Annotated in this window: 26 protein-coding genes and 1 other RNA gene; 14 read left to right on the top strand and 13 right to left on the bottom strand. The window is 71.3% G+C overall.

From position 1 onward, the window contains the following. Window positions 1–48: 48 nt before the first annotated feature. Both ABD240_RS10085 and ABD240_RS10090 read right to left on the bottom strand, forming a co-directional pair. Window positions 49–1,833, bottom strand: coding sequence for a hydantoinase B/oxoprolinase family protein (locus ABD240_RS10085; protein ID WP_344337058.1), 1,785 nt, complete (start codon window positions 1,831–1,833; stop codon window positions 49–51). Next, window positions 1,830–4,115 carry a hydantoinase/oxoprolinase family protein gene (locus tag ABD240_RS10090; RefSeq protein WP_344337059.1) on the bottom strand — a complete coding sequence of 762 codons (2,286 nt, stop codon included), beginning with the start codon at window positions 4,113–4,115 and terminating at the stop codon, window positions 1,830–1,832. The genes ABD240_RS10085 and ABD240_RS10090 overlap by 4 nt, the downstream gene beginning before the upstream one ends. A 176-nt stretch (window positions 4,116–4,291) precedes the next feature. Here ABD240_RS10090 and ABD240_RS10095 point away from each other — a divergent pair, with 176 nt between their 5' ends. Beyond that, window positions 4,292–4,972 (top strand): GntR family transcriptional regulator, encoded by a 681-nt coding sequence (locus tag ABD240_RS10095; protein WP_344337060.1) that lies wholly within the window; start codon window positions 4,292–4,294, stop codon window positions 4,970–4,972. An 85-nt stretch (window positions 4,973–5,057) separates the two neighbouring features. Then, entirely contained in the window at window positions 5,058–6,386 is a 1,329-nt protein-coding gene (locus ABD240_RS10100; RefSeq protein ID WP_344337061.1) for an MFS transporter, read from the top strand. Window positions 6,387–6,539: 153 nt separating this feature from the next. Here ABD240_RS10100 and ABD240_RS10105 read toward each other — a convergent pair whose 3' ends face one another. Next, window positions 6,540–7,502, bottom strand: a complete 963-nt coding sequence (locus ABD240_RS10105; protein WP_291792920.1) for an HAAS signaling domain-containing protein — start codon at window positions 7,500–7,502, stop codon at window positions 6,540–6,542. Continuing rightward, on the bottom strand, window positions 7,499–7,846 hold the full coding sequence (locus tag ABD240_RS10110) for a PadR family transcriptional regulator (protein ID WP_344337062.1): 348 nt from the start codon (window positions 7,844–7,846) through the stop codon (window positions 7,499–7,501). Before ABD240_RS10110 ends, ABD240_RS10105 begins: the two co-directional genes overlap by 4 nt. 117 nt (window positions 7,847–7,963) lie before the next feature. On the opposite strand from ABD240_RS10110, the gene ABD240_RS10115 reads away from it, so the two are divergent. The 5 genes from ABD240_RS10115 to ABD240_RS10135 are packed head-to-tail and all read left to right on the top strand — an operon-like array spanning window position 7,964 to window position 11,315. Further along, on the top strand, window positions 7,964–8,836 hold the full coding sequence (locus ABD240_RS10115; RefSeq protein ID WP_344337063.1) for a DUF1707 domain-containing protein: 873 nt from the start codon (window positions 7,964–7,966) through the stop codon (window positions 8,834–8,836). After that, on the top strand, window positions 8,833–9,678 hold the full coding sequence (locus ABD240_RS10120) for a DUF1707 SHOCT-like domain-containing protein (protein WP_344337064.1): 846 nt from the start codon (window positions 8,833–8,835) through the stop codon (window positions 9,676–9,678). Before ABD240_RS10115 ends, ABD240_RS10120 begins: the two co-directional genes overlap by 4 nt. Before the next feature lie 46 nt (window positions 9,679–9,724). Next, the gene (locus ABD240_RS10125; RefSeq protein ID WP_344337065.1) at window positions 9,725–10,621 is read left to right on the top strand and encodes a DUF1707 domain-containing protein; all 897 of its coding nucleotides are present in this window, start codon (window positions 9,725–9,727) and stop codon (window positions 10,619–10,621) included. Beyond that, window positions 10,618–10,893, top strand: a complete 276-nt coding sequence (locus ABD240_RS10130; protein ID WP_344337066.1) for a hypothetical protein — start codon at window positions 10,618–10,620, stop codon at window positions 10,891–10,893. The genes ABD240_RS10125 and ABD240_RS10130 overlap by 4 nt, the downstream gene beginning before the upstream one ends. Next, window positions 10,890–11,315 carry a hypothetical protein gene (locus tag ABD240_RS10135; protein ID WP_344337067.1) on the top strand — a complete coding sequence of 142 codons (426 nt, stop codon included), beginning with the start codon at window positions 10,890–10,892 and terminating at the stop codon, window positions 11,313–11,315. Before ABD240_RS10130 ends, ABD240_RS10135 begins: the two co-directional genes overlap by 4 nt. 129 nt (window positions 11,316–11,444) lie before the next feature. Here ABD240_RS10135 and ABD240_RS10140 read toward each other — a convergent pair whose 3' ends face one another. From ABD240_RS10140 to ffs, 5 genes are all read right to left on the bottom strand, one after another. Continuing rightward, entirely contained in the window at window positions 11,445–11,978 is a 534-nt protein-coding gene (locus ABD240_RS10140; RefSeq protein ID WP_344337068.1) for a type 1 glutamine amidotransferase domain-containing protein, read from the bottom strand. Window positions 11,979–12,176: 198 nt separating this feature from the next. Then, window positions 12,177–13,112, bottom strand: a complete 936-nt coding sequence (locus ABD240_RS10145) for a cation diffusion facilitator family transporter (protein WP_344337069.1) — start codon at window positions 13,110–13,112, stop codon at window positions 12,177–12,179. A gap of 161 nt (window positions 13,113–13,273) precedes the next feature. Continuing rightward, window positions 13,274–14,206 (bottom strand): DUF808 domain-containing protein, encoded by a 933-nt coding sequence (locus ABD240_RS10150; RefSeq protein WP_344337070.1) that lies wholly within the window; start codon window positions 14,204–14,206, stop codon window positions 13,274–13,276. A gap of 303 nt (window positions 14,207–14,509) precedes the next feature. Then, complete coding sequence (locus tag ABD240_RS10155) at window positions 14,510–14,959, bottom strand: MaoC/PaaZ C-terminal domain-containing protein (protein WP_291793920.1); 450 nt, start codon at window positions 14,957–14,959, stop codon at window positions 14,510–14,512. A 49-nt stretch (window positions 14,960–15,008) separates the two neighbouring features. After that, an RNA gene (gene ffs, locus ABD240_RS10160) (signal recognition particle sRNA small type) lies at window positions 15,009–15,104 on the bottom strand. Between the two features lie 241 nt (window positions 15,105–15,345). Between ffs and ABD240_RS10165 the strand changes: the two genes are divergently transcribed. Next, window positions 15,346–15,702, top strand: a complete 357-nt coding sequence (locus tag ABD240_RS10165; protein WP_344337071.1) for a VOC family protein — start codon at window positions 15,346–15,348, stop codon at window positions 15,700–15,702. A gap of 116 nt (window positions 15,703–15,818) precedes the next feature. Here ABD240_RS10165 and ABD240_RS10170 read toward each other — a convergent pair whose 3' ends face one another. Continuing rightward, window positions 15,819–16,988 (bottom strand): RtcB family protein, encoded by a 1,170-nt coding sequence (locus ABD240_RS10170; RefSeq protein ID WP_344337072.1) that lies wholly within the window; start codon window positions 16,986–16,988, stop codon window positions 15,819–15,821. 428 nt (window positions 16,989–17,416) lie between these two features. On the opposite strand from ABD240_RS10170, the gene purU reads away from it, so the two are divergent. After that, window positions 17,417–18,271 (top strand): formyltetrahydrofolate deformylase, encoded by an 855-nt coding sequence (purU, locus tag ABD240_RS10175; RefSeq protein ID WP_291793928.1) that lies wholly within the window; start codon window positions 17,417–17,419, stop codon window positions 18,269–18,271. Between the two features lie 74 nt (window positions 18,272–18,345). Here the strand turns inward: purU and ABD240_RS10180 are convergent, their stop codons facing one another. Further along, window positions 18,346–18,816, bottom strand: coding sequence for an NAD(P)H-dependent oxidoreductase (locus tag ABD240_RS10180; protein ID WP_291793930.1), 471 nt, complete (start codon window positions 18,814–18,816; stop codon window positions 18,346–18,348). 78 nt (window positions 18,817–18,894) lie between these two features. On the opposite strand from ABD240_RS10180, the gene ABD240_RS10185 reads away from it, so the two are divergent. From ABD240_RS10185 to ABD240_RS10195, 3 genes are read left to right on the top strand one after another with little or no spacing between them, the layout of a single operon-like run. Further along, window positions 18,895–19,908, top strand: coding sequence for an alpha/beta fold hydrolase (locus ABD240_RS10185; protein ID WP_344337073.1), 1,014 nt, complete (start codon window positions 18,895–18,897; stop codon window positions 19,906–19,908). A gap of 2 nt (window positions 19,909–19,910) precedes the next feature. Then, window positions 19,911–20,885 (top strand): Sir2 family NAD-dependent protein deacetylase, encoded by a 975-nt coding sequence (locus tag ABD240_RS10190; RefSeq protein WP_344337074.1) that lies wholly within the window; start codon window positions 19,911–19,913, stop codon window positions 20,883–20,885. After that, window positions 20,821–21,597, top strand: a complete 777-nt coding sequence (locus ABD240_RS10195; RefSeq protein ID WP_291793937.1) for a TIGR03085 family metal-binding protein — start codon at window positions 20,821–20,823, stop codon at window positions 21,595–21,597. Before ABD240_RS10190 ends, ABD240_RS10195 begins: the two co-directional genes overlap by 65 nt. A 40-nt stretch (window positions 21,598–21,637) precedes the next feature. Here ABD240_RS10195 and ABD240_RS10200 read toward each other — a convergent pair whose 3' ends face one another. Further along, entirely contained in the window at window positions 21,638–22,531 is an 894-nt protein-coding gene (locus ABD240_RS10200; RefSeq protein ID WP_344337075.1) for an ABC transporter ATP-binding protein, read from the bottom strand. Between the two features lie 130 nt (window positions 22,532–22,661). Next, window positions 22,662–23,771, bottom strand: a complete 1,110-nt coding sequence (locus ABD240_RS10205; protein WP_344337076.1) for an ABC transporter permease — start codon at window positions 23,769–23,771, stop codon at window positions 22,662–22,664. A gap of 291 nt (window positions 23,772–24,062) precedes the next feature. On the opposite strand from ABD240_RS10205, the gene ABD240_RS10210 reads away from it, so the two are divergent. After that, window positions 24,063–25,637, top strand: a complete 1,575-nt coding sequence (locus ABD240_RS10210) for a sensor histidine kinase (RefSeq protein WP_344337077.1) — start codon at window positions 24,063–24,065, stop codon at window positions 25,635–25,637. Beyond that, on the top strand, window positions 25,634–26,269 hold the full coding sequence (locus ABD240_RS10215; protein WP_291795654.1) for a response regulator: 636 nt from the start codon (window positions 25,634–25,636) through the stop codon (window positions 26,267–26,269). The genes ABD240_RS10210 and ABD240_RS10215 overlap by 4 nt, the downstream gene beginning before the upstream one ends. Window positions 26,270–26,420 lie beyond the last annotated feature (151 nt).

Consider the following 26,420-nt stretch of genomic DNA (forward strand, 5'->3'; position numbering starts at 1 on the left):
CGGTCATCGCTCGGCGTGGAGTCGTCCGGGCCGGCCGGCGCATTCCGCCTACCGGCCGCGCAGCCGGGCGGTCTCCTCCTCGTCCACGGCGTACATGTCCTCGGTCCGCACGATCGCGTCCGCCGGCCCCCGGTACTCGACGGCCACGCCGTAGTGCTCCCGGGCGCTGCGCACGGAGACGTATCCGCCCACCACGTCGCGCAGCACCTCCTCCACCGGTCGGCGGTGCGGATCGCCGTAGCCCCCGCCGCCGGGGAACTGCAGGGCGACTAGCGAATCGTCCTCGAGGAACACCTGCGCCTTGCGCGGCAGCGGTTCGCCCGTGAGCGCATCGGTGAATGAGCCGGCCGCGCCCGCTGCTCCGCCCAGCGCGCCGGGGGCGGGGAAGTCCACGCGGTCCACGTTCGCATTCACGGACCAGGATCCCTTGCCGCTCCGCCGCACCCGGATCTGCTGGCCGAGGCCGCCGCGGTGCGCACCCGGACCTGCGGAGTCCGGCCGCAGCTCCCGCTGCATCTGCACGAGGGGAGTGAGCGTCTCCAGCACCTCCGTGGGAGCCGCGCGCACACCGGTGGGGAACCCGGTGGTGGTGAGCCCGTCCTTCCGCGGCCTGCCGCCGCTGCCGCCGGCGCCGAACGACGTGAGTGTGAAGTGTGCCGCCTTGCTGCCTGCGCTCGCCTCGGCGACAGCGGCCTCGGTGCCGACTCCGCCCTCGCTCACGAGACCGCGCCACACCGTCATCCACAGCGCGTCCGCGCTCGCCGCGGGCAGACCCTCCGGCACCGCCGGGCGCAGCGCCTGGAAGACGAGGCTGGGCAGGAAATGCCCCACGAGGTGCCGCGACGCCACCGGCGCGGGATCCACACAGCCCAGTACGCTGCCCTCCGGCGCCGTCGTGGTCACGGGGCGGAAGGAGCCCTCGTTGTGGGGCACCTCGGGCGCGAGGGCTGCCTTGATCGCGAAGGAGGTGTAGGCGCGGGTGTAGTTGAGCACCACATTCACGCCGTACCGGGACTGGGGCGAGGAGCCGGCGTAGTCGATCCCGATCTGCTCGCCGTCGACGGTCACCGTCACCGCCAGCAGCAGCGACTCGCCGCCGAACCCGTCCACCTCCATCGCCGCGGAGTACCGGCCGTTGGCCAGCTGCGCGATCCGCTCCCGCAGCGCCCGCTCCGAGCGGTCCATGATCTCCGCGGCCACGGAGTCGATCTCCTCCAGCCCGTGCTCGTCCATGAGCGCGAACAGGCTCCGCGCCCCCACCTGGTTGGAGGCGACCTGCGCGTAGATGTCGCCCATCGTCTCGTCCGGCGTGCGCACATTGGTGCGGATGAGCTGCTCCAGCGTGGTGTCCGGACCCGCCGCGGTCCGCAGCTTCATGAGGGGGATCCGCAGGCCCTCCTCGTACACCTCGCGCGCCTCCGCGGAGAGGATCCGGCCGCCGATGTCTGGCGAATGGCAGCAGCTGGCGAACCACGCCACCAGACGCCCCTCGCGGAAGAACGGGGTGGCGATCGTGATGTCGTTGATCTGGCCCGCCGTCATCCACGGGTCGTTGGTGATGAGCACGTCGCCGTCGGCCAGCTCGCTGTGGGGGAACCGCGCGGCGATGTGCTCCATGCCGGTCGCCATCGCATTGATGTGGCCCGGGGTGCCGGACCGCGACTGCCCGATCATCCGTCCCCGCGAGTCGAACACCGCGCACGCGAGGTCGTAGGACTCACGCACCACCGGGCTGAACGCGGTGCTGATGAGCGCGGACTGCTGCTCGTCGAGGATCGAGTGCAGGCGGTTGGCTACCAGTCCCACGACCACCGGATCGGCTGCGCGGTTCATGCTTCCTCCTCTGCTGTGGACGTGCCGGCTGCGGCCGTCGCTGCTGTGTCCGTTCCGGCCGTGCCCGTCCCGGCTGTGCCGGCTGCGGCCGCGAACGTCACACGGACCGTCTGGTCCGCGCCCATCCGGCAGTGTGCGCCGGGTGGGACGAACAGGGTCGACTCGGTCTCCTCGATGAGCGCGGGTCCCTGCGTCTCGAAGCCCTCCGGCAGGCGGAGGCGGGCGTAGACGGGCACCTCCCGGCGGCCGGCCTCGGGCCCGAGGCAGACCGAACGGTGGCCGATGAGCGGGCCGGACGCATCCGGGCCCGCACCGGTGGGGGTGCCGGCCTCGGTCGTCGCTGGTTCCGCCGCTCCCGCCGGAACGGGGGCACTGGCCGCGGCCTGTCCTGCCTCATCGCCGTTCGCGCCCTCGAAGCGCAGGGGCTGGTCCGGCTCCGGACCAGAGGCGCGCACCCGCCAGTTGAGCACCTCGATCCCCACGCCGTGCGGCGCCACCTCGCCGAACCGCTGGGTGTACACCCTGCGGAAGGCCTCCTCGAGCACCTCGGCGGTGGGGTCCGCGCCCTCCGCCAGCGGCACCTCCACCTCCGCGCCCTGACCGGCGAAGCGCATGTCCGCGGAGCGCTCGCAGTGCACCTGCGCTCCCGGCACCCCGGAGGCGAGCAGCAGCGCACGCGCCTCGTCCTCCAGCTCGCGGAAGGCGGCCTCGGCGGTGGTCTCGATGCCCGGCCGGACCACGGCGAAGCGGGAGCGGACCACGTCGATGGACGGCGGCGCGGAGAGGAAGCCCAGCGTGCTGAGCACTCCGGCGGCCGGCGGCGCGAGGAACGACGGGGAGCCCAGCGCCTGGGCCACGCCCGGGCCGTGGAGGGGGCCGTTGCCGCCGGAGACGAACACCGGCAGCCGGTCCACCTCTCGCCCCCGCTCGATGGCGTGGACGCGGGCGGCGTCGGCCATGTTCGCGTTGACGGTGGCGTGGATGCCCCAGGCGGCCTCGTCGACGGAGACGCCCAGCGGCTCCGCGATCTGCGTGCGCACCGCGCTCACCGCCGCCTCCCTGTCCAGCGGCATCCGCCCGCCCAGGAAGCTCGCGGGGTCCAGCAGCCCCAGGACGAGGTCCGCGTCCGTGACGGTCACCTGCGTGCCGCCCTGCCCGTAGCAGACCGGCCCGGGCTCCGAGCCCGCGGAGTCCGGGCCCACCGTGATGAGCCCCAGCGAGTTCACCCGGGCGATGGACCCGCCGCCCGCCCCGATCTCGATCATGTCGATGACGGGAGCCCGCACGGGGAGGCCGGAGCCGGGCTTGAGCTTGTGCGAGCGGCCCACCTCGAAGGTGTGGGCGAGCAGCGGGCGGCCGTCCTCGATCATGCAGAGCTTGGCGGTGGTGCCGCCCATGTCGAACGCGAGGAGATCCGCGTCGCCGGCCTCCCTGCCGAACGCGATGGCACCCAGCGCCCCGCCGGCCGGCCCGGATTCCAGCATGCGGATGGGGAAGCGCTGGGCCACCTCGATCGCCGTGACGCCGCCGTTCGAGAGCATGATCATCGGGGCGTCCTGCACTCCGATCCGGGTGAGGCCGGCGGCGAGCTCCGCCAGATAGTCCTCGACGACGCCCTGCACGTAGACGTTGGCCAGCGTGGTGGAGAAGCGCTCGTACTCGCGCACCTCCGGGTTGATGTCGCTGGAGAGCGCCACTCGCATGCCGGGCGCGGTCTCCTCGACGAGACGGCGTGCGCGCTGTTCGTGCTCCGGGTTGACGTGGGAGTGGAGGAAGCAGATCGCGACGGCCTCGACGCCGGCCGCCGCGAGCTCCTGCACGGCTCGCACCAGGAAGTCCTCATTCAAGGGCACGGCGACCGCGCCCGAGGCCAGGGTGCGTTCCGGCACCCCGATCCGCAGGTTGCGCGGCACCAGGGGCACCGGCATCTCGATGTCCAGGTCGTAGAGGTCGTAGCGGTGCTCGCGGCCCATCTCCACCACGTCGCGGAATCCCTCCGTGGTGAGGAGCGCGGTGCGGGCGCCGCGCCTCTCGATGAGCGCGTTCGTCACGAGGGTGGTGCCGTGGACCAGCCACTCCACCCGGGCGGGGTCGAGGGAATGGGCGGCGAGGACCTGCGCGAGGGAGCTCACCACGCCGTCCGCGGGGTTCCCGTGGGTGGTGAGCACCTTGCCGATCGCCACGATCCCGCTTGCGTCCAGGACGGAGATGTCCGTGAAGGTGCCGCCGATGTCCACGCCCACCCGGAGCGGGGAGACGTCCGTGGTTTCCCTGTTCTGCATGCGCCCTCCGGATGTGCGGTCGTGCGTGTCTGTGAACTGTTTCACGTTCATGGTGTCTGATCGTCGGACGATCTGCAAGGAGTCTGTGGGGAAGGGCGGCGTGCGCCGTCGGGACGGCCTCCGCCGTCGGAGGGAGCCGGCGGACTGCGATGCGGCGGGTCGTCTAGGTTGGTGGTGTGAGTGCAGTCGAGGAGCGGGTCCACAGTGCGGCCAATCGGGTGGCGGGTGAGATCCGAAGCAGGATCGTCAGCGGGGCGGTGCAGCCCGGGGTCAAGCTGCCGGAGGAGGAGGTGCGCGCTGACCTGGGCGTCTCCCGCAGCACGCTGAGGGAGGGCCTGCAGCTGCTGGTGCGCGAGAGGCTGGTGGTCCACGAGCTCAGCCGCGGCTTCTTCGTCCGCGTGCTCGGCCGTGACGACGTCGCCGATCTCTTCGCGGTGCGCGAGGTCGTGGAGTGCGGTGCGCTCGCGGCGGCCGGTCGCGGGGGAGGCGGCGCCACGAGCGGCATCGCCTGGCTGGCGGACCTTGAGGCGGGCATCGAGGCCGGGCGCAGGGCGGCCGTGCGGCAGGACTGGCAGGGGGTGGCCGCGGCGAGCATCGAGTTCCACCATGCACTCGTCGCACTGGCGGGATCCCCGCGGCTGGACGCGATGATCGCGCAGATCCTCGCGGAGTTCCGCCTCGCCTACGCGCACATGGATGAGCCGCTGGACTTCCACCTCCCGTTCCTGGAGCGGCACCGGGTGCTCGTGGACCTGCTCGCGGACGGGGCGGTGAGTGCGGCCTCCGAGTATCTGCGCACCTATCTCGCCCAGTCTCGTGCCGCTCTCCTGGAACGGGTTCCGGTCTCCTCGCACTGAGGACCCTTGATTTCGTCCGACGATCTGCGTAGCGTGACGCGGAGCACATCATTCCGTGTCCCCGCCGCAGCCGAGGAGCGAATCCATGGCCCCCGACACGCCCGCGACCTCCGATGCCTCAGCTCCGCCTCCGTCTCCCGCGCTCGTGCGCCGTGCGACCGTCGGCGCCTCCGTCGGCAGCGTCGTCGAATGGTTCGACGTGGCGCTCTACGGCTACCTCGCGGTCGTGATCGGCGAGGTCTTCTTCGAGTCCTCGAGTCCCACCGCCGCACTGCTGAGCTCGTTCGCCGTCTTCGGCTCCGCCTTCATCGTGCGGCCGCTCGGCGGGATCGTCTTCGGCGCGATCGGAGACAGGATCGGCCGGCGGAAGGTGCTCGCCACGGTCATCCTCACCGCCTCGGGCGCCACCTTCCTCATCGGTCTGCTGCCCGGCTATGCCACGATCGGGATCCTCGCGCCCGTGCTGCTGGTGATCCTGCGGCTGGTGCAGGGCTTCTCCGCGGGAGGGGAGATGGGCGGTGCCTCGGCCTTCGTCGCGGAGTACGCGCCCAGGGAGAGGCGGGGCTACCTCGTGAGCTTCGTGGAGATGGGGTGCATCCTCGGCTTCCTGCTGGGCGCCTCGACGGTGCTCGTGATGAATGCGGTGCTGAGTGAGTCGCAGATGCACGAGTGGGGCTGGCGGATCCCGTTCCTCGTCGCAGGCCCGCTGGGTGCGGTGGGCCTCTACATCCGCTCGCGGCTGGAGGAGACCCCGGAGTTCACCGCGCTGCGGGCGCAGGGGCGCGTGCGGAAGAACCCGCTCAAGGAAACCCTGGTCCGGCACTGGAGGGCCGTGCTCATCGTCGCCGGGTTCGCGCTCTTCCAGAACGTCGCGATCTACGTGATCCTCACCTACGTGCCCACCCACCTTTCGGTGACGCTGGGGTTCAGCGCGCTCCTCGGCTCCGTCTCCGCCGTCGTCATGATGGCCGTGCTGTGCGCGCTCATTCCCGTGACCGGACTGCTCTCCGACCGGGTGGGGCGCCGGCCGGTGCTGCTCTTCTCCTGCGTGACCTCGCTCCTGCTGGGCGTGCCGCTGTTCCTCGGGATGCAGACGGGCAGCGCCGTCCTCGCCGTCGCCTGCCACGTGCTGCTCGGCATCCTGCTGAGCTTCTTCCTGGGTCCGGTCCTCGCCGCGGCGAACGAGCTCTTCTCGACGGACGTGCGCTACGGCGGGTTCTCCCTGGGATACAACGTCTCCGTCTCGCTCTTCGGAGGGACCGCGCCCTTCGTCGTGACGCTGCTCGTCGCGGAGACGGGCTTCGCGGCGTCCCCCGGCATCTACCTCGCGGCAGCTGCGGTGGTCACGGGCATCGTCGTCCTCTCGGTGAGGGAGACCGCGCCGGCGCGAGCGCGCGGGCCGCAGCTGAGCTGAGGCCCGCGCCTGTGACCGGACGCAGCCGCCCACATAGGCATGGGCGGCTGCGCGCATTCCGGGGCACAGGAAACCCGAGGGCCCGGGAACGTGTCCGGACACCCATGCATACGCGGGTGTCCGGACGCGTTCGCGGTCGTCGCCGTGTCGTCGTCAGCAGCGGCGCTGGGAGCGCAGCGCCCGGAGGGTCGCGATGAGGTCCCAGGCGAAGATGACCCACACGCCTGCGAGCGTGAGCAGCTGCGTGTCGAAGAGGCCGTCGCCGTCCAGGGCAGGGTGCAGGACCGGCTGGGTGAGCAGCGCGACCGTGAGGAATGCCGTGAGCACCGCATCGACCGCGATGCCGGTGAACGCATTCGCCGGTGTGAGCCGAGCCTGCACGGCCTTCCATGCCTCCGTGACCGCGAGCAGTGCCAGCAGCGCCCAGTAGCCGGCCAGCCACCCCGCCCCCAGTTCTGGATTGACGAAGGTCTCGCCGTTGTTGAGGTGCCCCACGTAGAGGAACGTCGTGGGGACGAACGGCAGTGCGGCGAGGAGCGCCAGGAGGACCAGGCTCACGGTCGCATCCGCGCGCACGGTGGAACCCGACGGCGCCCTGCCCTGCAGCATCTCGACGGTCCACTTCCTGCGGTTGCCCGGGGCGGCCTCGGGCGCGGTGGTCCGTTCGACGACCGCCAGCAGGAGGGTGACGGCGGCGAACGCGGTCAGCACTGCCCCGATGGCCTCTCCCAGGGTCGCGCCGATGAGCCCGCCGAGGTGCGGCTCCGGTTCCGTCGCCGCGTAGACGACGCCGTTCGCCACCAGTGCGCACACGCCAGCGAGCGGCAGGATCCAGCGGACGCACCAGAGGAACACGGGGTACCAGTCCGGGCCGATGAGGTGCTGCGGCGTCCGTGCGTACTCGCGTGCGAGCCGCGCGGGATCTCCCAGCTCCTCGAGGACCTCGCGCTCGACGGCCGCATGCTCCGGCTCGTCGTGGTCCGGCCCCGCCTGCTCCAGGCGGGCCTCGACCATCTCCTCGATCATCGCCGCGACCTCGCGGGCGATCTCCTCCCTGCCGGCCTCCGGCACCCGTGCCGCGACGGCATCCGTGTAAGCGGTGGTGAGCGTACTCATGACTGCGCGTCCTTCCAGAGGGCGGTGAGGCTCGCGGTGAGGGCGAGCCAGTCGTCGCGGAGGGTCTGCGCGACCTGTGCGCCGTCCTCCGTGAGGGTGTAGTACTTCCGCGGCCGGGCTTCCTCCGTGTTCCATTCGGCCGCGAGCAGGCCCTGCTTCTCCAGGCGGCGGAGAAGCGGGTAGAGGGTGTTGGCCTCCACGTGGATGCCGGACTCCTCCAGGCTGCTCAGCAGTGAGTAGCCGTACTGCGGGCGTCTGCATGCGACGAGGCTCGCGAGGACGACGGTGCCCCTGCGGATCTCCTGCAGGTGCGTGGCGAGGGCCTCGGGCTCGGAGGTGCTCATATCTCACACGATACTGTGTGAGACACAGTAATGCAATGGGCACTGTATGTGCGGCTCCGGCGGATGCCCGGGCCGGCCTCGGTGCGGTGCATTCTCCGAGCGGTGCAGAATACTGGTATGGCCCAGCCCCGTGTCACCGACAGACCCTCCTTCACGCAGCGCGACGCCTACCGCGACGTGCTCTCCCGCGGATACGCGGAGGGGCGGCTCGACGATGAGGAGTTCGAGGCCCGGCTCACCCGCATGGGCAGGTGCGAGACGCTCAAGGGGCTGGAGGCGCAGATCTCCGGCCTGCCTCGCGGCGGTCTGCCCGTGCCGCAGGGTGCGCGGGTCACTCCGGGCGAGGCCGGCCGCGGACCTCGGAGAGTGCGCTGGGGGCGTGTGTTCACCGCAGCCGCGGCCGTGGGGATCGTGGGCGGTGTGCTCGCCGGCAACGGCGGGGCGCTCCTCCCCTCATCGTCCGGCGACGACGCCGGTGAGGTCCCCGAGTCCGCCGGTGAGTCGGAAGAGGACCCCGTCCTCGACAGGGCGGCCGTGCTCCGCGGCCTCGAGGCGCTGAGCGAGGAGAGCACGGAGGTCTCCGACGTCTCCCTGTATCCGGGATACGCCTCCGCCCAGGTGGCTGTCGGCGGCAACCGGTACGACGACCTCCTCCTCTACGACGGGCGCGAGCCGGAGTCCAGCCCCGGCGGCACCTACGAACCGGGCACGCGTGACGCGCTCGTGTTCGACGTCCATCAGCTCGACCCGGAACTGGTCGCACGCATGGTCGAGTCCGCGCCGGAGGTGTACGAGGAGACGACGGGCATGGCGGGCGTGGCGCCGGAGTCCGTCTGGGCGCGGGTCGATTCGTCCGGCTCCCGGTACGTGGGAGTGGACATGTCGCGTCCCCTCATCGAGGTGCGCATGGCCGCCAACGACTATGGCGAGGGCGGCGGTTCGGTGGTCTGGTCCGCGGACGGCGGCGCGCTCGTGAAGGTGGGCGAGTGAGGGCGGGCGGCGCGCGGAGCGGCCTCCGGCCCTCCCGCAGCGAGAAGGCGCGCTACACGGATGCGCTGGCGGCCGCCATGGCGGAGGGCCGGCTCACGGACGCCCTCTACGAGGAGCGGCTGGCCGCTGCGGAGCAGGCCGTGAGCTTCGCGGAGCTCGAGGCGCTCGTGGCGGATGTGCCGTTCGACTCGGCCGATCCGCGGGAGCGCCGGCGCGGCGGCGGGGTGGCGGCGCTCGCGGTCGTGCTGCTGTCCGGCGGTGCCGCGTTCGGCCTCGTGAGGGCGGTCGCCGGTGGGGACGACGTGCCCGAGGCCGTGGCCGAGGCCGGCACCCAGGGCGGCGGCGACGGCACCGGCGAGGACGCCGGCGGGGCAGAGGCCGATCCGCTCGAGCTCGATCTCCATCTGGACACCGTTCCCGCGATGGAGGACGGCAGTGTGCCCGCCGCGATCGAGGCGGCACAGGAGGCGGGTCTCGTCGACATCGACAGGGTCACCCTCAACGACGGGTTCACCTACGTCGACGGTCGTGACGGGGAGGGCGAGTACTTCTCCCTGTCCGTACAGCCCGACCGTCTGCCCACCCTCAGTGAGGGCTCGGAGTGGCGGGGCGTCTTCCTGGACCTCGACGCAGTGGACTTCGACCTCGACGAGGTCGTCAGCCGTGCGCGCGAATACGATCCGAGTGCGGGTGAGGCCGTCCGCTCCGTCATGGTCTACAGGGGCACCGGCGGCCCAGCCGACAGCGGTGAGGGCGGCACTCTCGTGGACGTGGACTTCGAGGAGTCCGATGAGCCCTTCGGCGTGACGATGCGCCTGAGCGACCTCGAACGGGTGGAGTGAGTGGTTCCGTGGAGCGGGTGCGGCCCGCCTGGGGCAGAATGTGCCGGTGCTCTCCCCACGTGCCGCCGACCGCCCTTCGACCGTCCAGCGCGAGGAGTACCGGACGGTGCTCGCCAAGGGCTTCGCGGTCGGCCGTCTGGACCGTGCTGAGTTCGACAGGCGGCTGAGTCTGGCGGCGGAGGCGGCGACGCTGCAGGACCTCGAGCGGCTGATCGCGGATCTGCCGCGCGGCGAGGTCCCGGTGCCGGTGCGGCCGGCGGCGGGTGCGGAGCGGAGCGCGCAGGCATCGGGGCCGCCGCGCTGGAAGGTCGCCTGCGGCATCGCGGCGGTGGCGGGCGCAGTGCCGGGCGTGTTTCTCGCCGCGGCGAACGGATACCTCGCCGAGGACTACGCGACGCGGGCCGTGGAACGTGCCGAGCTGGACGAGGCCGGGCTCCTGGGCACACTCGCCGCGAACTACCCGGACCCTGAGCTGGACGCGGAGACGATCCGCACCGGGCTGGCGGCGTTCGAGGAGCAGGGGGAGGCGGCCTCGGAGATCGTGATCAGGGCGGCGCACGTCACCGGCGAGATCCCGGTGGGCGGGAACCGCTTCGACAACGTCTCCATCCGCCCAGACGGCAGCAGCGCGACCTGGCCCGGAGGGACGTACCGGCCCGAGGACGGGGAGCGTCTGCAGTTCGACGTCATCGTGCTGGACGCGGACCTCATCGCCCGCATGCTCGAGGTGGCGCCGGTGGTCTTCGCGGAGGAGACCGGGCAGGTGCCGGAGGTGGACCACGTGGAGGTCTCCGTCCCGCCCGGCCCCGGCACCGAGCTCGGCGCGGATCCGGACGCTCCTCGCATCACGGTGGCCATGCGAGGACCGGATGCCGGCAGGGGCGGCGGATGGGTCTCCTGGACCGCGGACGGGCAGACACTCCCGGAAGTGTTTGCACCATGAGCCGAGGTCTGCTCCACCGTCTGCTCCTGGGTCTCGCCCCGTGGGTCGCGGCTCTGGTGGCGATGTCCGCGACCTTCGCAGGTCTGAAGGCGGTGGCGGAGTGGCGGGCGTCCACAGCCGTCGCCGCGGCAGAGGAGCAGGCCGCGGAGGAGCGTGCGCTGCGGGAGGCGCAGGTCGGAGAGGCGGCGGACGGCGAAGGCTACTGGGGCCCGTCTATGCCGCAGCGCAGGAAGCGGGCATCGACCTCGCTCTCGACGGTGTTGAGCCGATGACCGAGGACACCGTGCCCAGCCTTCTCCGGGCGCTGCGGGACACGGAAGTGGACGCTGCCGAGGAGATCCGGCTCGATGCCGAAAGCTCCATCGTCACGGGGCGTGAGGCGGGCGGAAGCGTCCGGGAGCTGCGATTCGAGGCGGACAGCGCGCCCAGCGCGGAAGAGGCTGCGGGCCATCGCCGAAGCTCCGGAGCCCATCTCGACCTGGAGAGCCTGGAGCACTTCAGTCTGGAAGACGTGGTGGAGCAGGCGCGGGAGTACGAGCCGGGCGCGGGCCTGGGCATCAGCTACGTGAGGATCTACGGCGGAACCGGCGATGTCGAGACCCACGGTGAGTTCGGCAGTCTCGTGGACGTGAGCTTCGAAGGTTCGTACTCGGCCGTGACGATGCGCCTGGACGACCTCGAACGGCTGGACTGAGCGGGCGGCGGACACGCGCCTGCAGCGGGCATCTGCAGTGGGCGGCGGCAGTGGTGCTCGCAACGGGCGGCGGGGATGAGGGCCCGCCATCTGCGCCGGGTCCGGAGGCGGGCTCCTCAGGTCAGCCGTTCAGCTCAGGGCGCGGAGGATCTCACGGTTGAAGGCCTCGAGGTCGCCGGGGTTGCGGGAGGTGATGAGGTTGCCGTCCACTACGACCTCGCTGTCCTCCCAGCGGGCTCCGGCGTTGAGCATGTCCACCTTGATGCTGCCCACCGAGGTGAGCCGGCGTCCTGAGGCGAGCCCGGCCTCGGCGAGGATCCACGGCGCGTGGCAGATGGCGGCGACGGTCTTGTCCTGGTCGAAGAACTCCCTCACCAGCCGGACCGCGTCCGGATCCGTGCGGAGGGCGTCCGCGTTGAGCGTGCCGCCGGGCAGGACGAGCGCGTCGTAGTCCGCTGCCGAGGCGCCGGCCACCGGCGCGTCGACCGTGAAGGTGTCCGCGTGCTCCCAGTCGCCCTGCATGGCCTGCAACGACCCCTCTGCGGGTGAGACCAGCGTGGTGGTGGCGCCTGCCTCGTCGAGTGCGGCGCGGGGGCTGGTGAGTTCGACCTGCTCCACCCCTCGGGTGAGGAGGAACGCGATCTTCCTGTCGGTGATGCTCATGTCGACTCCTTCGCGGATGGGGTGCGATGTGCTGGTGGGACAACACCGGGCCGCCGTCACCCTATTCCGGCAGGGAAGGCTGTTTCTGTGAGGGGTGCGGAGATCCGTTCTGCGCGTGGTGCGGAGACGCGGGGATGCGGACCTGCGGGCATGCAGGCGCACGGGCTGCGAGTCGAGGGAGTGCGCCGCTGCCGAGGCTCACGAGTGCGGCAGGGGCTCCTCGGCAGAGCAGTCGGAGGGTTCGAGCTGGAAGGTGCAGTGCTCGATCCGCTCCGCGAAGTGCTCTCTCACGCACGCGCGCAGCTCGTCGAGGACGACCCTCGTGTGCCCGGAGGTGAGGCAGGCGGGGTGCACCTCCACGTGCGCAGTGAGCACGGGCAGGCCGGTGCCGATGGTCGACACGTGCAGATCGTGGACCTCGTCGACGTGGGCGTTCTCCAGCAGGTGTGAGCGGAGGTCCTCGAGGTCGATCCCGCGCGGCACCGCCTCCATGAGGATGCGCACGGAGCTGAGCAGGATGACCACCGCGCGGGGCACGATCAGCCCGGCGATGAGGAGGCCGGCGAGGGTGTCCACCGGCGTCCAGCCGGTCGTGGCGATGACGACGGCGCTCACGATGACCGCGACGGAGCCCAGGGCGTCGTTGAGGACTTCGAGGAAGGCCGCTCTGAGGTTGAGGTTCGCGTTCCGACCGCCGGCGAGCACGCAGAGCGAGGCGATGTTGCCCGCCAGCCCGATCAGGCCGAACACCAGCAGGCCCTGGGCCGGGACCTCGGGCGGGGCGAGGAGGCGGGAGATCCCCTCGACGAGCGCGTACACGCCCACTGCCATGAGCAGGAGGGACTGCGCGGAGGCGGCCAGGACCTCGGCCCTCTTCATGCCCCAGGTGTGCCTGGCGGTGGTGGGGCGCAGCATGAGGGAGGCGGCGATGAGTGCGAGGAACAGGCCGCCGGCATCCGTGAGCATGTGCGCGGTGTCGACCAGCAGTGCGAGGGAACCGGTGATCACGGAGCCCACGAGCTGAGCGAGCATGATGGCCGCGGTGATCGCGAAGGCGATCGCGAGGCGCCTCCTGCTGGCGCCCGCGCCGTGGGAGTGCGGGGTGCCGGGGGCGTGGTCGTGCGGGTGACTCATGGTGCGTCTCCGATCTGTCTGCGCACCTCTAATATAAACACATATGCATATGTTTGTCTGTGGCGTGTGTCACGGAGTGATCGCTTCCCCGGCCGGCGCTGCGGGGCCGGCCAGGGAAGCGATCACGCGACCGGAAGCGGTGACGGCAGTCTCGAGTCGGGTCAGTGCTTCGTGGGCAGGGGGAGGAGTGTGAGGACCCCCAGGACGAGCGAGCCCACGAGGAAGCCCAGCACCATGGAGCACAGCGTGTTCGCCAGCCACGCGAGGACGGGGCCGAGTCCGGCGATGTGGTGGAGGGGCTCCTCGAGGTGGTGCACGAGGTCGTAGGGGAGCGCGAAGCCCAGCTCCGCCATCCCGACGAGCAGGATGTGACCGCCCACCCAGAGCATGGCGAACGTGCCCACGAAGGACAGCACGCGCAGCACCACGGGCATGGCGCGCACCAGCAGGTGGCCCGTCCGCTGCGAGGCGGCGGAGGAGCGGCGGGTCATGGCGAGTCCCACGTCGTCCATCTTCACGATGATCGCCACCGCTCCGTACACCAGTGCGGTGATGCCCACCCCCACGACGATGAGGATGAGGGCGCGGGACCACAGCGACTCCGCCGCGATCTCGTTGAGGGAGATGACCATGATCTCGCAGGACAGGATGAAGTCCGTGGTGATGGCGCCGCGCACCACCTTGTCCTCGGCCTCCTTGCCGCGCACCTGGCTGGGCTCCGCGGAGCGCTCCGCGTGGTGTCCGCGCAGCTTCTCCCAGATCTTGTGCGCACCTTCGTAGGAGAGGTAGGCACCGCCCAGCATGAGCAGGGGCGTGAGGATCCACGGGGCGAAGGTGCTCAGCACCAGCAGCGCCGGCAGGATGATGAGGAGCTTGTTGACGAGAGAACCCTTGGTGATCCGCCAGATCATGGGGAGTTCCCGCCTGGGGGAGACGCCCGTGACGTACTGCGGGGTCACGGCGGCATCGTCGATGACGACGCCTGCGGCCTTGGCTCCCGCCTTCGCGGCACCCGCGGCCACGTCGTCCACGCTGGCGGCGGCGAGGCGGGCCAGTGCGGCGACGTCGTCGAGCAGGGCGACGAGGCCGCTCATCGGACGTCTCCCGCGTGAGCTTCTCCCGCGGGTGCGGGTGCGGCGACCTGGGGGAGGGGTGCGGAGTGCACGCGGCGGGGCCTCGTGTGCGGCGCGAGAACGGAGCTCATCGCTCAAGTTTACGGAGGAAGGGCGCATCCCTGCCGGAGCGCAAGCTGAGGAGTGCGTGTGAGGCTGGGCCGCCGCGCACCGAGTGCGGATCTCGGGGTGAGATGCCTTCAACCCACAAGTTACGTCTGCGTAGTGGCCGCCCAGCACGGCCGCTACGCAGACGTAACTTGGAGGAGGGACGGGGCGCGCGGGTCAGGTCGCAGTTGAGCGGACCAGGAACTCGATCCCCAGGTCCAGCACGGTCTTGTCGTCCTGGTTGATGAGCGAGGCGCTGCCGGTGGCCAGCCGCCGGCCGGCACGGGGCGCGCCCAGGGAGTCGATCACCATGGAGCCCGTGAGTGAGTCGCCGGGGCGGACCGGGCGGAGGAAGCGCACGCGGGAGAGCTCCTTGCCGGCCACGATGTCGTACGTGCGGAGAACCGCCTCCACGGAGAGCTTCTGGTAGATGCTGAGCGTGTGGATGCCGCTGGCGATGAGGCCCCCGTACTCGGAGCTCTCCGAGGCGCCGGCATCGGTGTGGAAGTACTGCGGATCCCACATCCGCGCGTACTCGACGATCTCCTCGGCACTCACGGTGTGGGAGCCGAACGGCAGCTCGACGCCCACGGGAAGCTGCTCTGCGGGAAGAAGTGAGCCGGTCATCGCGTCCTCCGCCTGCGGGGCGGGGCGCATCGGCTGAGCCCCGGGGATGAATGAGGACTTCCCACGCACCCGCCAGAGCTCACTTACCCTTGCTGCCTTTCGGCCCTGGGGGAGTTCGCAAGATGACGCCACGTGGGAAGCCGCAGACCACTCTAGACCAGGGTGCGTCCGGACGGAAATCGACAGCCCGAGGCTGGAGCCGGGACCGCCGCGAGCTTCTGTGAAGCAGGTCTCGCCTGGGCGGCCTCCGGCTCCTATGCTGAGGGAGCGAGCCGAATGGGCGGGGCCGAACGCGCGGGGTCATGTGCTCGTCCCGCAGGAGCCTTCGTGCCGGCCGGCATGCGCTGAGCTCGCGACGAGCACCCACCGAGCAGAGGGAGGCGGCCATGACCGCACTCGGAATGATCACCGTGGACACCACCGACGCCCGCCGCCTCTCCGCTTGGTGGGCGGAGAGGCTGGGCGGTGAGGTCGTCTTCGACGCCGAGGGGTGGTTCTGCGTGGTGAGCGTCCCCGGCTGGGGCACGGACCTGGGCTTCCAGTACGTGGAGGAGCCCTCGCCGGGGAAGAACCGGCTGCACCTCGATCTCGTGCGGGACGAACAGGAGGACCGCGAGGCCGCCATCGCCGCATGGACGGCTGCCGGTGCCGTGCACCTGGGGCTGCGCGGAGAGAGCGATTTCCAGTGGGACACCTTCGAGGATCCGGACGGCAACGAGTTCTGCATCGCCGCAGGGCACTGAAGGCCGGCCTCGGGCATCCGCGCAACCGCCCGAGGCCGGCCTCGGACGCCGGCGCGGCCTCCTGAGGCCCACCCACCGGCACGCCCGAGGCCGGCCCGCCGGACCCGCCTGCCCGCTCAGTCGCCCTTCACGTTGACGATCTGGCGGAGCGTGTGGAGGACCTCCACGAGTTCGCCCGCATCCTCCATCACCTGATCGATCGGCTTGTAGGCCTGCGGGATCTCGTCGATGAAGGCGTCCGTGTCGCGGTACTCGATGCCGGCCATCGCCTCACGCAGCTGTGCGTGCGTGAAGGTCTTCCGCGCCGCCGTCCGGGAGTACTCGCGGCCCGCGCCGTGCGGGGAGGAGTTCAGGGACGGGGCGAACCCCCTGCCCCGCACCACGTAGGAGGCGGTGCCCATGGACCCCGGGATGAGGCCGAGCCGGCCCTCGTCGGCCTGGATGGCTCCCTTCCGGGACACCCAGACGCGCTTGCCGTAGTGCACCTCGGACTCGGTGAAGTTGTGGTGGCAGTTGATCCGCTCCTGCTCCTCCACCTCCTCGCCCATGGCCTCCGCGAGCTGGCGGGAGACCCGGTCCATCATCTCCTCGCGGTTGAGCAGGGCGAAGTGCTGGGCCCACCGCAGCTCCGCGATGTAGCGGGTGAACTCCGGGGTGCCCTCGACGAGGTAGGCGAGGTCCGGGTCCGGCAGCTCGATCCACCACTGCTTCGCGAGCCGCTGCGCCGCCCTGATGTGGTGCTGCGCGATCTTGTTGCCCACACCGCGGGAGCCGGAGTGCAGGAACATCCACACCCGGTCCTCCTCGTCCGCGGACACCTCGATGAAGTGGTTGCCGGAGCCCAGGGAGCCCAGCTGGTGGCGCCAGTGGCCGGCGTAGTCGGACGGATCGAAGCCCTTGGCTTCGGCGAGCTCCTCCAGCTCCGCGATGCGCGGTGCGGCGGTGGCGACGATCTTCCGGTTGTAGTGGCCGGCGGACAGCGGCACGGCCCGCTCGATCGCCTCGCGCAGGGCGGCGAGATCGCGGCGGATGAGCTGCTCCCGGGCGAACTGCGTGCGCACGGCGATCATGCCGCAGCCGATGTCCACCCCGACGGCCGCCGGGATGATCGCACGGAGGGTGGGGATGACGGACCCCACGGTGGCGCCCTTGCCCAGATGCGCGTCCGGCATGAGGGCGAGGTGCGGGTAGACGAACGGCATCTCTGCAGTGGTGCGTGCCTGGTCGAGCGTCTTGGCGTCGATCAGGGAGGCCCAGGAGATCAGCCGCTTGGTGACATGCTCCATGATTCCTTTTCCTTGAGTTGCGCTCCGGGGCGCGTGCGTCGGAATCAGGAGCGGGAACCCGGCGAATGCCTGTTCCCCGTGCGCGTCGTGCTGCAGTCACGTGCGCAGGAGTCTGACCTGACGAAGAACGCCCCGGACCTGTGAGGGTGCGGGGCGTCTGTGACTGCGTGTGCGGTCAGACGACTCGCGCCGGAGGGGTCGCGAAGAAGCGGAAGCGGAGATCCCGTTCCGATTGCTTCCTATGAGACAGCGAGGCCGTCATGTCGTCCCTTCCGGTGGCGTGCTGCGCCGGTCGGCGCAGACGTGCTGCGCCAGCGGGCGCAGAACCGTGCCGAATACGGCACAAGAGACAAAGCTAGGTGCCGCCGAGGCGCCTGTCAAGAGTCCCGGTGCGCTCACCTGCGACGGCGCCCGCCTACTATGGCCCGATGAACGTTCCGCACTCCTCCGTCGTCACCCTCCACTGCCAGGACCGCCCGGGCATCGTCGCCGCCGTGTCCGCGGTGCTCGCCCGTCACGGCTGCAGCATCACCGAGTCCAAGACCTTCGAGGACAGGCTCAACGAGAAGTTCTTCGCCCGCTTCGCGTTCACCGGCGCGGGCACGGATCAGGGTGCCCTGCAGCGTGACTTCGACGCCGTCGCCGCGGAGTTCGGCATGGAGCTCCGGCTCGTTCCGGCAGATGAGAAGCTCAAGGTCGTGGTCATGGTCTCCAAGTGGGTGCACTGCCTGCGCGACCTCCTCTACCGTTCGCAGGCCGGCCACCTGCCCATCGAGATCACCGCGGTCGTCTCGAACCATCCGGACCACCGCTCGCTCACGGAGTGGCACGGGGTGCCGTTCCACCACGTGCCCGTCACCAAGGACACCAAGCCCGAGGCCGAGGCCCGCCTCCTGGAGATCGTCGAGTCCACGGGCGCGGAGCTGGTGGTCCTGGCCCGCTACATGCAGGTGCTCTCACCGGAGCTCACCGAGCGCCTCGAAGGCCGCTGCATCAACATCCACCACTCGTTCCTGCCCAGCTTCAAGGGCGCCAAGCCGTACCACCAGGCCTTCGCCCGCGGCGTGAAGATGGTGGGTGCGACGGCGCACTACGTCAACAGCGACCTGGACGAGGGCCCCATCATCGTCCAGCGCGTGGCGGAGGTGGACCACTCGTTCAGTCCGGCGGACCTGCAGCGTCACGGACAGGACGCAGAGGTCGCAGCGCTCACGGATGCCGTCCGTGTCCACGCGGAGCACCGCGTGATCCTCCAGGACGGGCGCACCGTCGTCCTGCGCTGAGGCGCGTCCTGGAGAGAGCCGGCGCCGAGAGCTTGTCCCCGTGCGGCCTCGGCACGGCTCCGGCGGATCACGCCTCACTCGAGGGCGCGCGCCATGACCGTCGCGGTCATCTCCGTGACCTGCTCCAGGTGCGCGTCCTCGACGGCGCCCGTCCACACCACCGGATCCGCCGCGAGGCTCCAGCCCAGCCCGGTGGTGATGGCGCTCATGGCCTTCTCCGCGCCCGTCGTGTCGTAGCCGCCGTGGATCCAGTAGGAGAAGGGGCGTCCCGCGGTGGGTTCGCGGACGTGGTCGTAGACGGTGTCGAAGAAGTGCTTGAGCGCGCCGGAGATGTAGCCGAAGTTCGCCGTGGTGCCCAGGACGTAGGCATCCGCGGCGAGGACCTGTTCGACATCGGGTTCGAGGGCCGCGACCTCCACGAGTTCGAGCGGGCCGTCCTCGGCCAGCTCTGCGAGTTCCGGGAGCTCTGCGGCCGCCAGCGCGGCCCGGGAGATGCGGCGGGTGGATTCCGTGGGCGAGTGGTGGATGAGGAGGATGCGTGCCATCCCTCCACGCTACGTGCGGAACGCCCTCGTGGATATAGTCGAGAGCAGCACGATTTCCTTCAGCAGAGAGGCTGAGACATGGCAGAGCAGGCCCCCTCCCCGGCAGACCGCCCCACCGGCAGCACCGACGAGGCCTCGGGCGCTCCTGCCGGAGGCCGCACCGCCGCACCCGCCGGCCACCCCCACGACAACGCCTCCGTGGCGAACCGTCTCGCCGCGCTCCCGCAGACCGCGCGCGCGGAGGTGTTCACGCAGTCCGCGAACGGCCTGGAGTTCAGCGGTTACCGTGCCGAGCCCGCGGCACCGGACCCCGGCCTCGGCGTCGCGGTGCTCGTCCACGGCTGGCCGCAGTACGCGAGCTGCTGGGAGGACGTGGCCGGGACGCTGCTGGCGGCCGGCATGCCGGTGCTCGCCTACGATCAGCGCGGCTACTCGCCCGGCGCGCGCCCGGAGGCGGTGGAGGACTACGACGTGCGCCACCTCGTCGCGGACCTCGATGCACTCACGGCGGCGCTGGGGATCGAGCGCTTCCACCTGGTGGGGCACGACTGGGGTGGGGTCATGGGCTGGGCGTACGCGGCGGCGCATCCGGAGCGGCTGGAGACCTTCACCTCGGTCTCCTCGGCGCACACGCTCGCGCACGGTCAGCGGATGAAAGAGGACGAGGACCAGTACGCGCGGATGGAGTACCTGCGGAAGATCCGGCACCATCCGGAGGAGTTCTCCGCTGCCATGCTCCGTGACGGCGGTGCACGCCTCGCCTCGTTCTATCAGGACGCGATCCCGGCACCCGTCGTCGCCTCCTACCTCGAGCGGTTCGCGCAGCCGGATGTCTTCGACGCGGTGCTCAAGTACTACCGCGCGCTGGGTTCGGCGGACCCGCTGCCCACCACTCCCATCACGGTGCCCACGCTCTACGTCTGGGGCAGCGAGGACATCGCCTTCACGCGGGGAGCGGCCGAGCTGACCGGTGAGTTCGTGGAGGGGCCGTACCGGTTCGCGGAGCTCACCGGTGCCTCGCACTGGCTGCCGGAGGAGCGTCCGGACGCCGTCGCCGAGGCCGTGCTCGCCTGGGTGCGGGAGCACGCCTGAGCATGGCCGTCATCAGGGACCCGCTGCGCGGACGCGTGCGGCCGGAGGCGGCCTCGCACCCGGACGAGGAGATCATCGCGCGGCTGCTGCGCGTGGGCGCGGAGCACACGGTCGCGCTCGCCGGCGCCGGCCTCAGCACGGACTCCGGCATCCCCGACTATCGCGGGCCCACGGCCTCGCCGCGCTCGCCCATGACCTATCAGGCGTTCCTGGCCGGGCCCCTGCAGCGCTCACGGTACTGGGCGCGCAGCTGGGTGGGCTGGGACCGGATCGACTGGGCGCGCCCCAACGCCGGGCACAGGGCGCTGGCCGGTCTGGGACTGCGCGGTCTCCTCACCCAGAACGTGGACGGCCTCGACCGCCTCGCCGGCACGGAGCCGGTGATCGAGCTCCACGGCAGGCTGGACCGGGTGATCTGCCTGGACTGCCGCGAGCGGTACTCGCGCCAGTGGATGCAGGACGAGCTCACGCGGCTCAACCCGGACTTCCTCGACCGGATCCAGGTGGACCCGCATGAGATCGAGGCGGCACCGGACGGGGACGCGGAGCTCGAGGAGACGCGCGGCTTCCGCGTGGTCGACTGCCCCCGCTGCGGCGGGCTGCTCAAGCCGGACCTCGTGTTCTTCGGCGAATCGGTGGACAGGGACCTCGTCGCCCGGGCGCAGGCGATGGTCGCCGAGGCCCGCGCCCTCGTGGTCCTCGGCAGCTCACTGGCCGTGCTGAGCGGGCTGCGGTTCGTGCGGCAGGCGGCGAAGCAGGGTGCGCTCGTCGTCATCGACACCGACGGCCCCACCCGCGGCGACGAGCTCGCAGATATGCGCTCGCTGTCCGGCACCTCGGAATTCCTCGCGGCTTGGCACGAAGCAGCGGGTCGGCCTCGACTTGCACACGCCCGTGATGCAGGCTTGGAGCATGACGCACCTCGCACGCGAAGAACGTCTTCGGCTGGCCTCGCTCCTTCGGACAGTGGGACCTGACGCTCCCACCCTGTGCGAAGGCTGGAAGACACGTGATCTCGCCGTCCATCTGGTCATGCGCGACCGCGACCTGCCCGCCATGGCGGGGGAGCACCTCAAGCTGTTCGCGAAGCGCCACGAGCGCGTGGACCAGGTGCTGCGGGACACCCCCTGGCCGGAGCTCATCGGCAAGATCGCCTCCGGGCCCACCGTCTGGAACCCCAGCTCGTGGGGCATCGGCGTGGACTCGCTCATGAACACCGCGGAGTTCCTCATCCACCATGAGGACGTCCGCCGTGCCCAGCCCGGCTGGCGGCCGCGGCAGCTGGGCACCGAGGTCCAGAAGGACATGCTCCCGATGGTCCGCAGCCTCGCGCTCGCCTACGCGCTCCGCCGCGGCATCCACCTCGTGCTGCAGCCGCGGGGGTTCGACGAGATCCGCGCCGGCCGCACCAACAGGCCCACCGTGACCGTCTCCGGCCTGCCGGTGGAGCTGCTGCTCTACCTCTTCGGCCGGGAATCCCGTGCGGATGTGGAGGTGAAGGAGACGGATCCGCTGACCACGGACGACGACGCCCACGTGGAAGGGGCCACGACGGCGGAGATCGCGATCGTCGAGGAGGACCTGGGACAGGACGCGGAGGGCAAGCAGTGGCCGTCCTTCCTCTCCGGTCCCGGTGCCGGCAGGAAGGGGCCGCGCCGAGGGCCCGTCGTCACTCCGCCGGAGGGCTGAGCGGCTTCCGCTGGCTTTCCGCTGGCCTTCCGCCCATGTCTCACTCCACGTCGGTGAATGGCCCATTCGTCGACGTGGAGTGAGACATGAGCGGACGCTCTGCCCGGAGCTCGCCGTCCGTCATGGTGAGCGTCCGGTCGAACAGCGGCAGGAACTCCACATCGTGAGTGACCAGCAGGGTCGCCGTGCCCAGGGTGCGCGTGACCTCCAGGAGGAGTTCGACGATCTCCCGGCTCCGCGCGCTGTCCAGCGCCGAGGTGGGCTCGTCGACGATCAGCACGTCCGGTTCGCACATGAGCGCGCGGGCGATGTTCACTCGCTGCTGCTGACCTCCGGAGAGCGCATGCGGGCGGGCGCGGCGGTGGTCGGCCAGCCCCACGAGCTCCAGCAGCTCCTCCGCCCGGGTCCGGCGTGCGCGCCGTCCGGCTCCCCGTCCGCGCTCGCGGCCGTCCTCCTGTGAGCTTCTGCTTCCGCAGCCGCGTCCGAGCCCGTTTCCGCGCCCGTGCCGCTCTCCGCTTTCGCCGTTGCGCTCGCTGTTGCGATTGTGCCGCTCTTCGCCGCTGCGCCCGTGCCTGGCTCTGCCGTCCGCCCCCGAGGCCGGGGTCAGTTCCGCCATGACCCTCACCTGCTCCGCCGCGGTGAGGGAGGGCAGGAGGTTCGCCTGCTGGAAGACGATCCCCACCTTCTCCCTGCGCAGTGCGGCGGTCTCCGCCGGTGAGAGCCCGGTGGTCCGGATGCCGGCGATGCTCACGCTGCCGGAGTCCGGAGTGACGAGTGTGGACGCGAGCGCCAGCAGGCTCGACTTCCCGGAGCCGGAGGGCCCGGTGACCCCGGTGATGGTGCCGGAGGGCACCGTGAGCGAGGCGCGGTGCACGGCTGTCACGCGGGAGGCGCCGTCGGGGAAGGTGAGGGTGACGTCTGAGAGTGCGAGCATGAGGGCTCCTTGGATGAGGGGAGGAAGGACTCAGGGGCGCCTGTTGCGGGCAGGTGCCGTGGACGGCCGGGCGGATGCCGGGGACGGCCGCGCCCCCGCGTGGGGTTGCCGGCCGCGCAGCCGTGCTGAACTACCGGGCGCTGCCCAGCGCGGTGAGGGGATCGACGCGGGTGACCTGTCGCAGCGCGAACGCCGCGCCCGCGGCTCCCAGGACGACCATGAGCGCGGCCGGCAGCGCGGTCGTGTACCAGGTGACGACGAAGGGCACCGCAGTGCTGATCACCGTGCCGAGGGCCGCAGTGATGCCGATCCCTGTGAGCACACCGGCGACAAGCACCACGAGCGACTGCCCGAGAGCGTCCCTCAGCAGCGCGGAGGCGGGCGCTCCGAGGGCGCGCAGCACCGCCACGTCGGCCTGACGCTGCATCGTCCAGACGGTGAAGAAGGCGCCGATCACCAGCGCGGAGATGCCGAAGAGCATTCCGGCCATCATCAGCAGCGAGCCGATCTCCGACCGGAACGAGCTGATTGCCAGCAGAGCATTCAGCGGCGTGACGGCCTGGGTCCCGGTGGTTCGCTCCAGGTCCTCGATCCCGTCCTCGGCTGTGGCCCCGCCTTCCGCCGCCGTCGCCGAGCCGATCACCAGAGCGGTCGCCGCGGTCTCTGGCTGCCCCAGGCGCAGCTGCATCTCCTGCCAGTCCTCGAGGGTGAGATAGACGGCGGGAGTGTGCGCGTACCAGCGCTCCTCGTCCATGACGGTGACGCGGAGGTCGAGGCCCAGCACGGTGATCGTGTCGCCGTCGGAGGCGCTCAGGTCCTCGGCGGCGCCGGAGCTGAGGACGGCGCGGCCGCTGCCCGCGGGGGAGTCCGCGGTGCCGCCCAGCAGGGCCACGGAGCTGCCGGTCTCCCCGTGTTCGGCGGCGAACTGGGTGATGCCCACCGCCCGCACCCCGGACACGGCGCGGGCGTCCTCCCACGTGCGGACCTCATCCGCGCTGATCCGGGACTCGGAGAAGGAGGCGGGTTCCGCCTCGGCGGCGTCGCCGTCCGCGCCCGAGGCCGTTCCGGCGAGCACGATCCGTTCTCCGCCCAGTGCCTGCACGGCGGAGATGTTCTGCTGGGCGAGACCGCCCGTGAGCCCGGCCAGCAGTCCGATGAGGAGGGTGATGAGCAGGACCACGGCCGTGATGAGGGCGAAGCGGCCGCGGGCGAACCGCATGTCTCTCCAGGCGATGAACAAGGGAGCTCCTTCTGAGTGGTGCTGTCTCCGTGTGATGCCGTCGCAGTGCTGCGCCTCCGGCGTTGCGCTTCCGGCTCTGCGCCGTCGGCTCTGTGCGATGCGGTCGGGGCGAGGTGCGATGACACCATCCAGCTTCGTCGCCGGGCGGTGCCGGCACATCGGAGAGGGGATGGGTTCCCGGGCGCCGAGAGGCGGAGGCGCAGTCGTACTTTCGATGGATCTCCACGGCGTATCGCGGTCCTGCGGGGTGATCCCGCACCGCGACGCGGTGCAGCCCGCTAGCGTGGAGGAATGGTCTCCCCTCTCCGTTCCGGCAGGCGCAGCCGCGTCACGACCGGCGCGCGCAGTCAGTTCCTGCACGGCACTCCGCCCGAGGCGCTGCATGCGGAGAGTGCGTCGCCGCACGCTGCCGGAGCACTCGCCCCGATCTTCGCGACGATGAGCGCAGGACTGCACCTGCTCGTCGCGGGTCTGGGCGTGCTCGTGGTGGTGCGCGCTCTGGAGGGGGACGCGGTGAGCCCCGGAGCGGCCGTCGTCCTCACCTGCCTCTTCGAAGCCCTCTACTTCGCGGGGGTGCCGCTGCGTGCGCGGTTCGAGCGACGGGCCGCGGACCCCCGGGGAACACGGGGCATGCGAGCCGGGCTCCTGTGGCTGAGCGGTCTCGCAGTGCTGTGGGCGGTCCTCGTCGCGCTCGCCGCGGACGCGGCGTTCCTCGTGTTCCCGCTCTTCTTCCTCTGCCTCCACCTGCTGCCGGGCGGGTGGGGCCCGGTCGCCGTCCTCGTCTCCGCGCTCGTCTCCGTGGGCGCGCTCGCCGCCCACCGCGGTCTCACGGTGGGCGGCGTGACCGGACCGCTGGTGGGAGCCGCCGCCGCGATCGTGATCGGGCTGGGGTACCGGGCGCTGTTCCGGGAGGTGCACGAACGCCAGCGGCTGCTGGACGAGCTGCTGGCAGCGCAGTCGCAGCTGGCGGAATCGCAGCGCCGCTCCGGCATCGAGGCCGAGCGGACGCGCATGGCGGCGGAGCTCCACGACACCGTGGCTCAGGGCCTCTCCAGCATCCGCCTCCTGCTCAGTGCCGCGGAACGGCGCATGGACGTGGCAGCGGCACCGCATGCGGCCGCGGCTCAGGCCGGGACTCAGGAGGAGGCGCGGCCTGCGCCCCCGTCCGGGGACGGGTCTGAGCCGCGGCCCGAGCTCCGGCCCGAGTCCCGGCCCGATCCTCGGCCCGAGTCCCGATCCGCCGCTCCGGGCAGGGAGGAGATCGCACTCGCCAAGCAGACCGCGGCGGAGTCGCTCGCCGAGACCCGCGCCTTCATCCGTGCACTGGCCTCGCCGGCACTCGCGGTGCGTGCGCTGCCTGCCGCGCTGGAACGGCTCTGCGCCTCGGCGGATGCGACGGCACGCGCACAGGTGCTCTTCCGCACGGACGGCACCCCGCGGGAGCTGGCCCGTGCGGCTGAGACGACTCTGCTGCGCATCGTGCAGGGAGCACTGGGCAACGCCGTCGCACACGCGGAGGCCGCACGCATCGTCGTCACCCTCACCTATCTGTCACGTGGGGCTGCCGTGGACGTCGTCGATGACGGCATCGGCTTCGACCCGGCCGCGGTGCGCGTCCCGGCGGAGAGCGGTTCCTTCGGTCTGGGCATGATGCGGCAGCGCGCCGAGGAGGCCGGGGGCCGGCTGGAGGTGGAGTCGCGTCCGGGTGCGGGCACCGCCGTGAGCGCTGTGTTCGAGGACATGCCCACGACGGAGGCGGACGGGGCTGCGACGGAAGCGGGCGAGGGCGCAGCGGAGGCGGGCGAGGTCGCGGCAGGAGCCTGCGACCGCACCGCCCGTCCCACTGACGGGAGGAGGAGCGCATGAGCGTGAGAGTTCTGATCTGCGACGACCACCCGGTCGTGCGTGCCGGCATCGTCGCGCTGCTGGCCACGGCGGATCACATCGAGGTGGTGGGGCAGGCCGGTGGCGGCGAGGAGATCGTCCGCATGGCCGCCGAGGTCCCGGCCGACCTCGTACTCATGGACCTGCAGCTGGGGAACGCTCCCGGTGCCGTCCACGGGCCCGAGGCCACCCGCAGGATCCGTGCCGCTGCCGGTGCGCCCCACGTCCTCGTCCTCACCAACTACGACAGCGATGCGGATGTGGTGGCCGCCGTGGAGGCCGGTGCCGCGGGGTACCTCCTCAAGGATGCTCCCCCGGAGGAGCTGCTGGCCGCCGTGCGACGGGCGGCTGCGGGGGAGACCGCGCTCGCCCCGGAGGTGGGGTCCAAGCTCCTCGCCCGGATGCGTGCTCCGGAGACATCGCTCAGCCAGCGCGAGCTGGAGGTGCTGGACGCGGTCGCAGAGGGCCTGGCGAACGCGCAGATCGCCGCGCGGCTCTTCGTCTCGACCTCGACGGTGAAGACCCACCTGGTCCACATCTTCGAGAAGCTGGGAGCCCGCTCGCGCACGGACGCGCTGGCGAAGGCACGGGCGGCCGGCCTCATCCGCGGGTGAGGCCGTGTGCGCCTCGCGCTTGGCCGGCCGATCTCTGCCCGGCCGGTGACCGCGCCGGGGGAACGGGCAGATGCGCCGGCGGGCCGAGCCGCCGTACATCGGCGCAGAGAGAAGCCCGGGGGTGCCGGTGTGCGGCGCCCCCGGGCATGCT

The organism is Brevibacterium salitolerans, from assembly GCF_039531405.1.
Classification (GTDB): Bacteria; Actinomycetota; Actinomycetes; order Actinomycetales; family Brevibacteriaceae; genus Brevibacterium; species Brevibacterium salitolerans.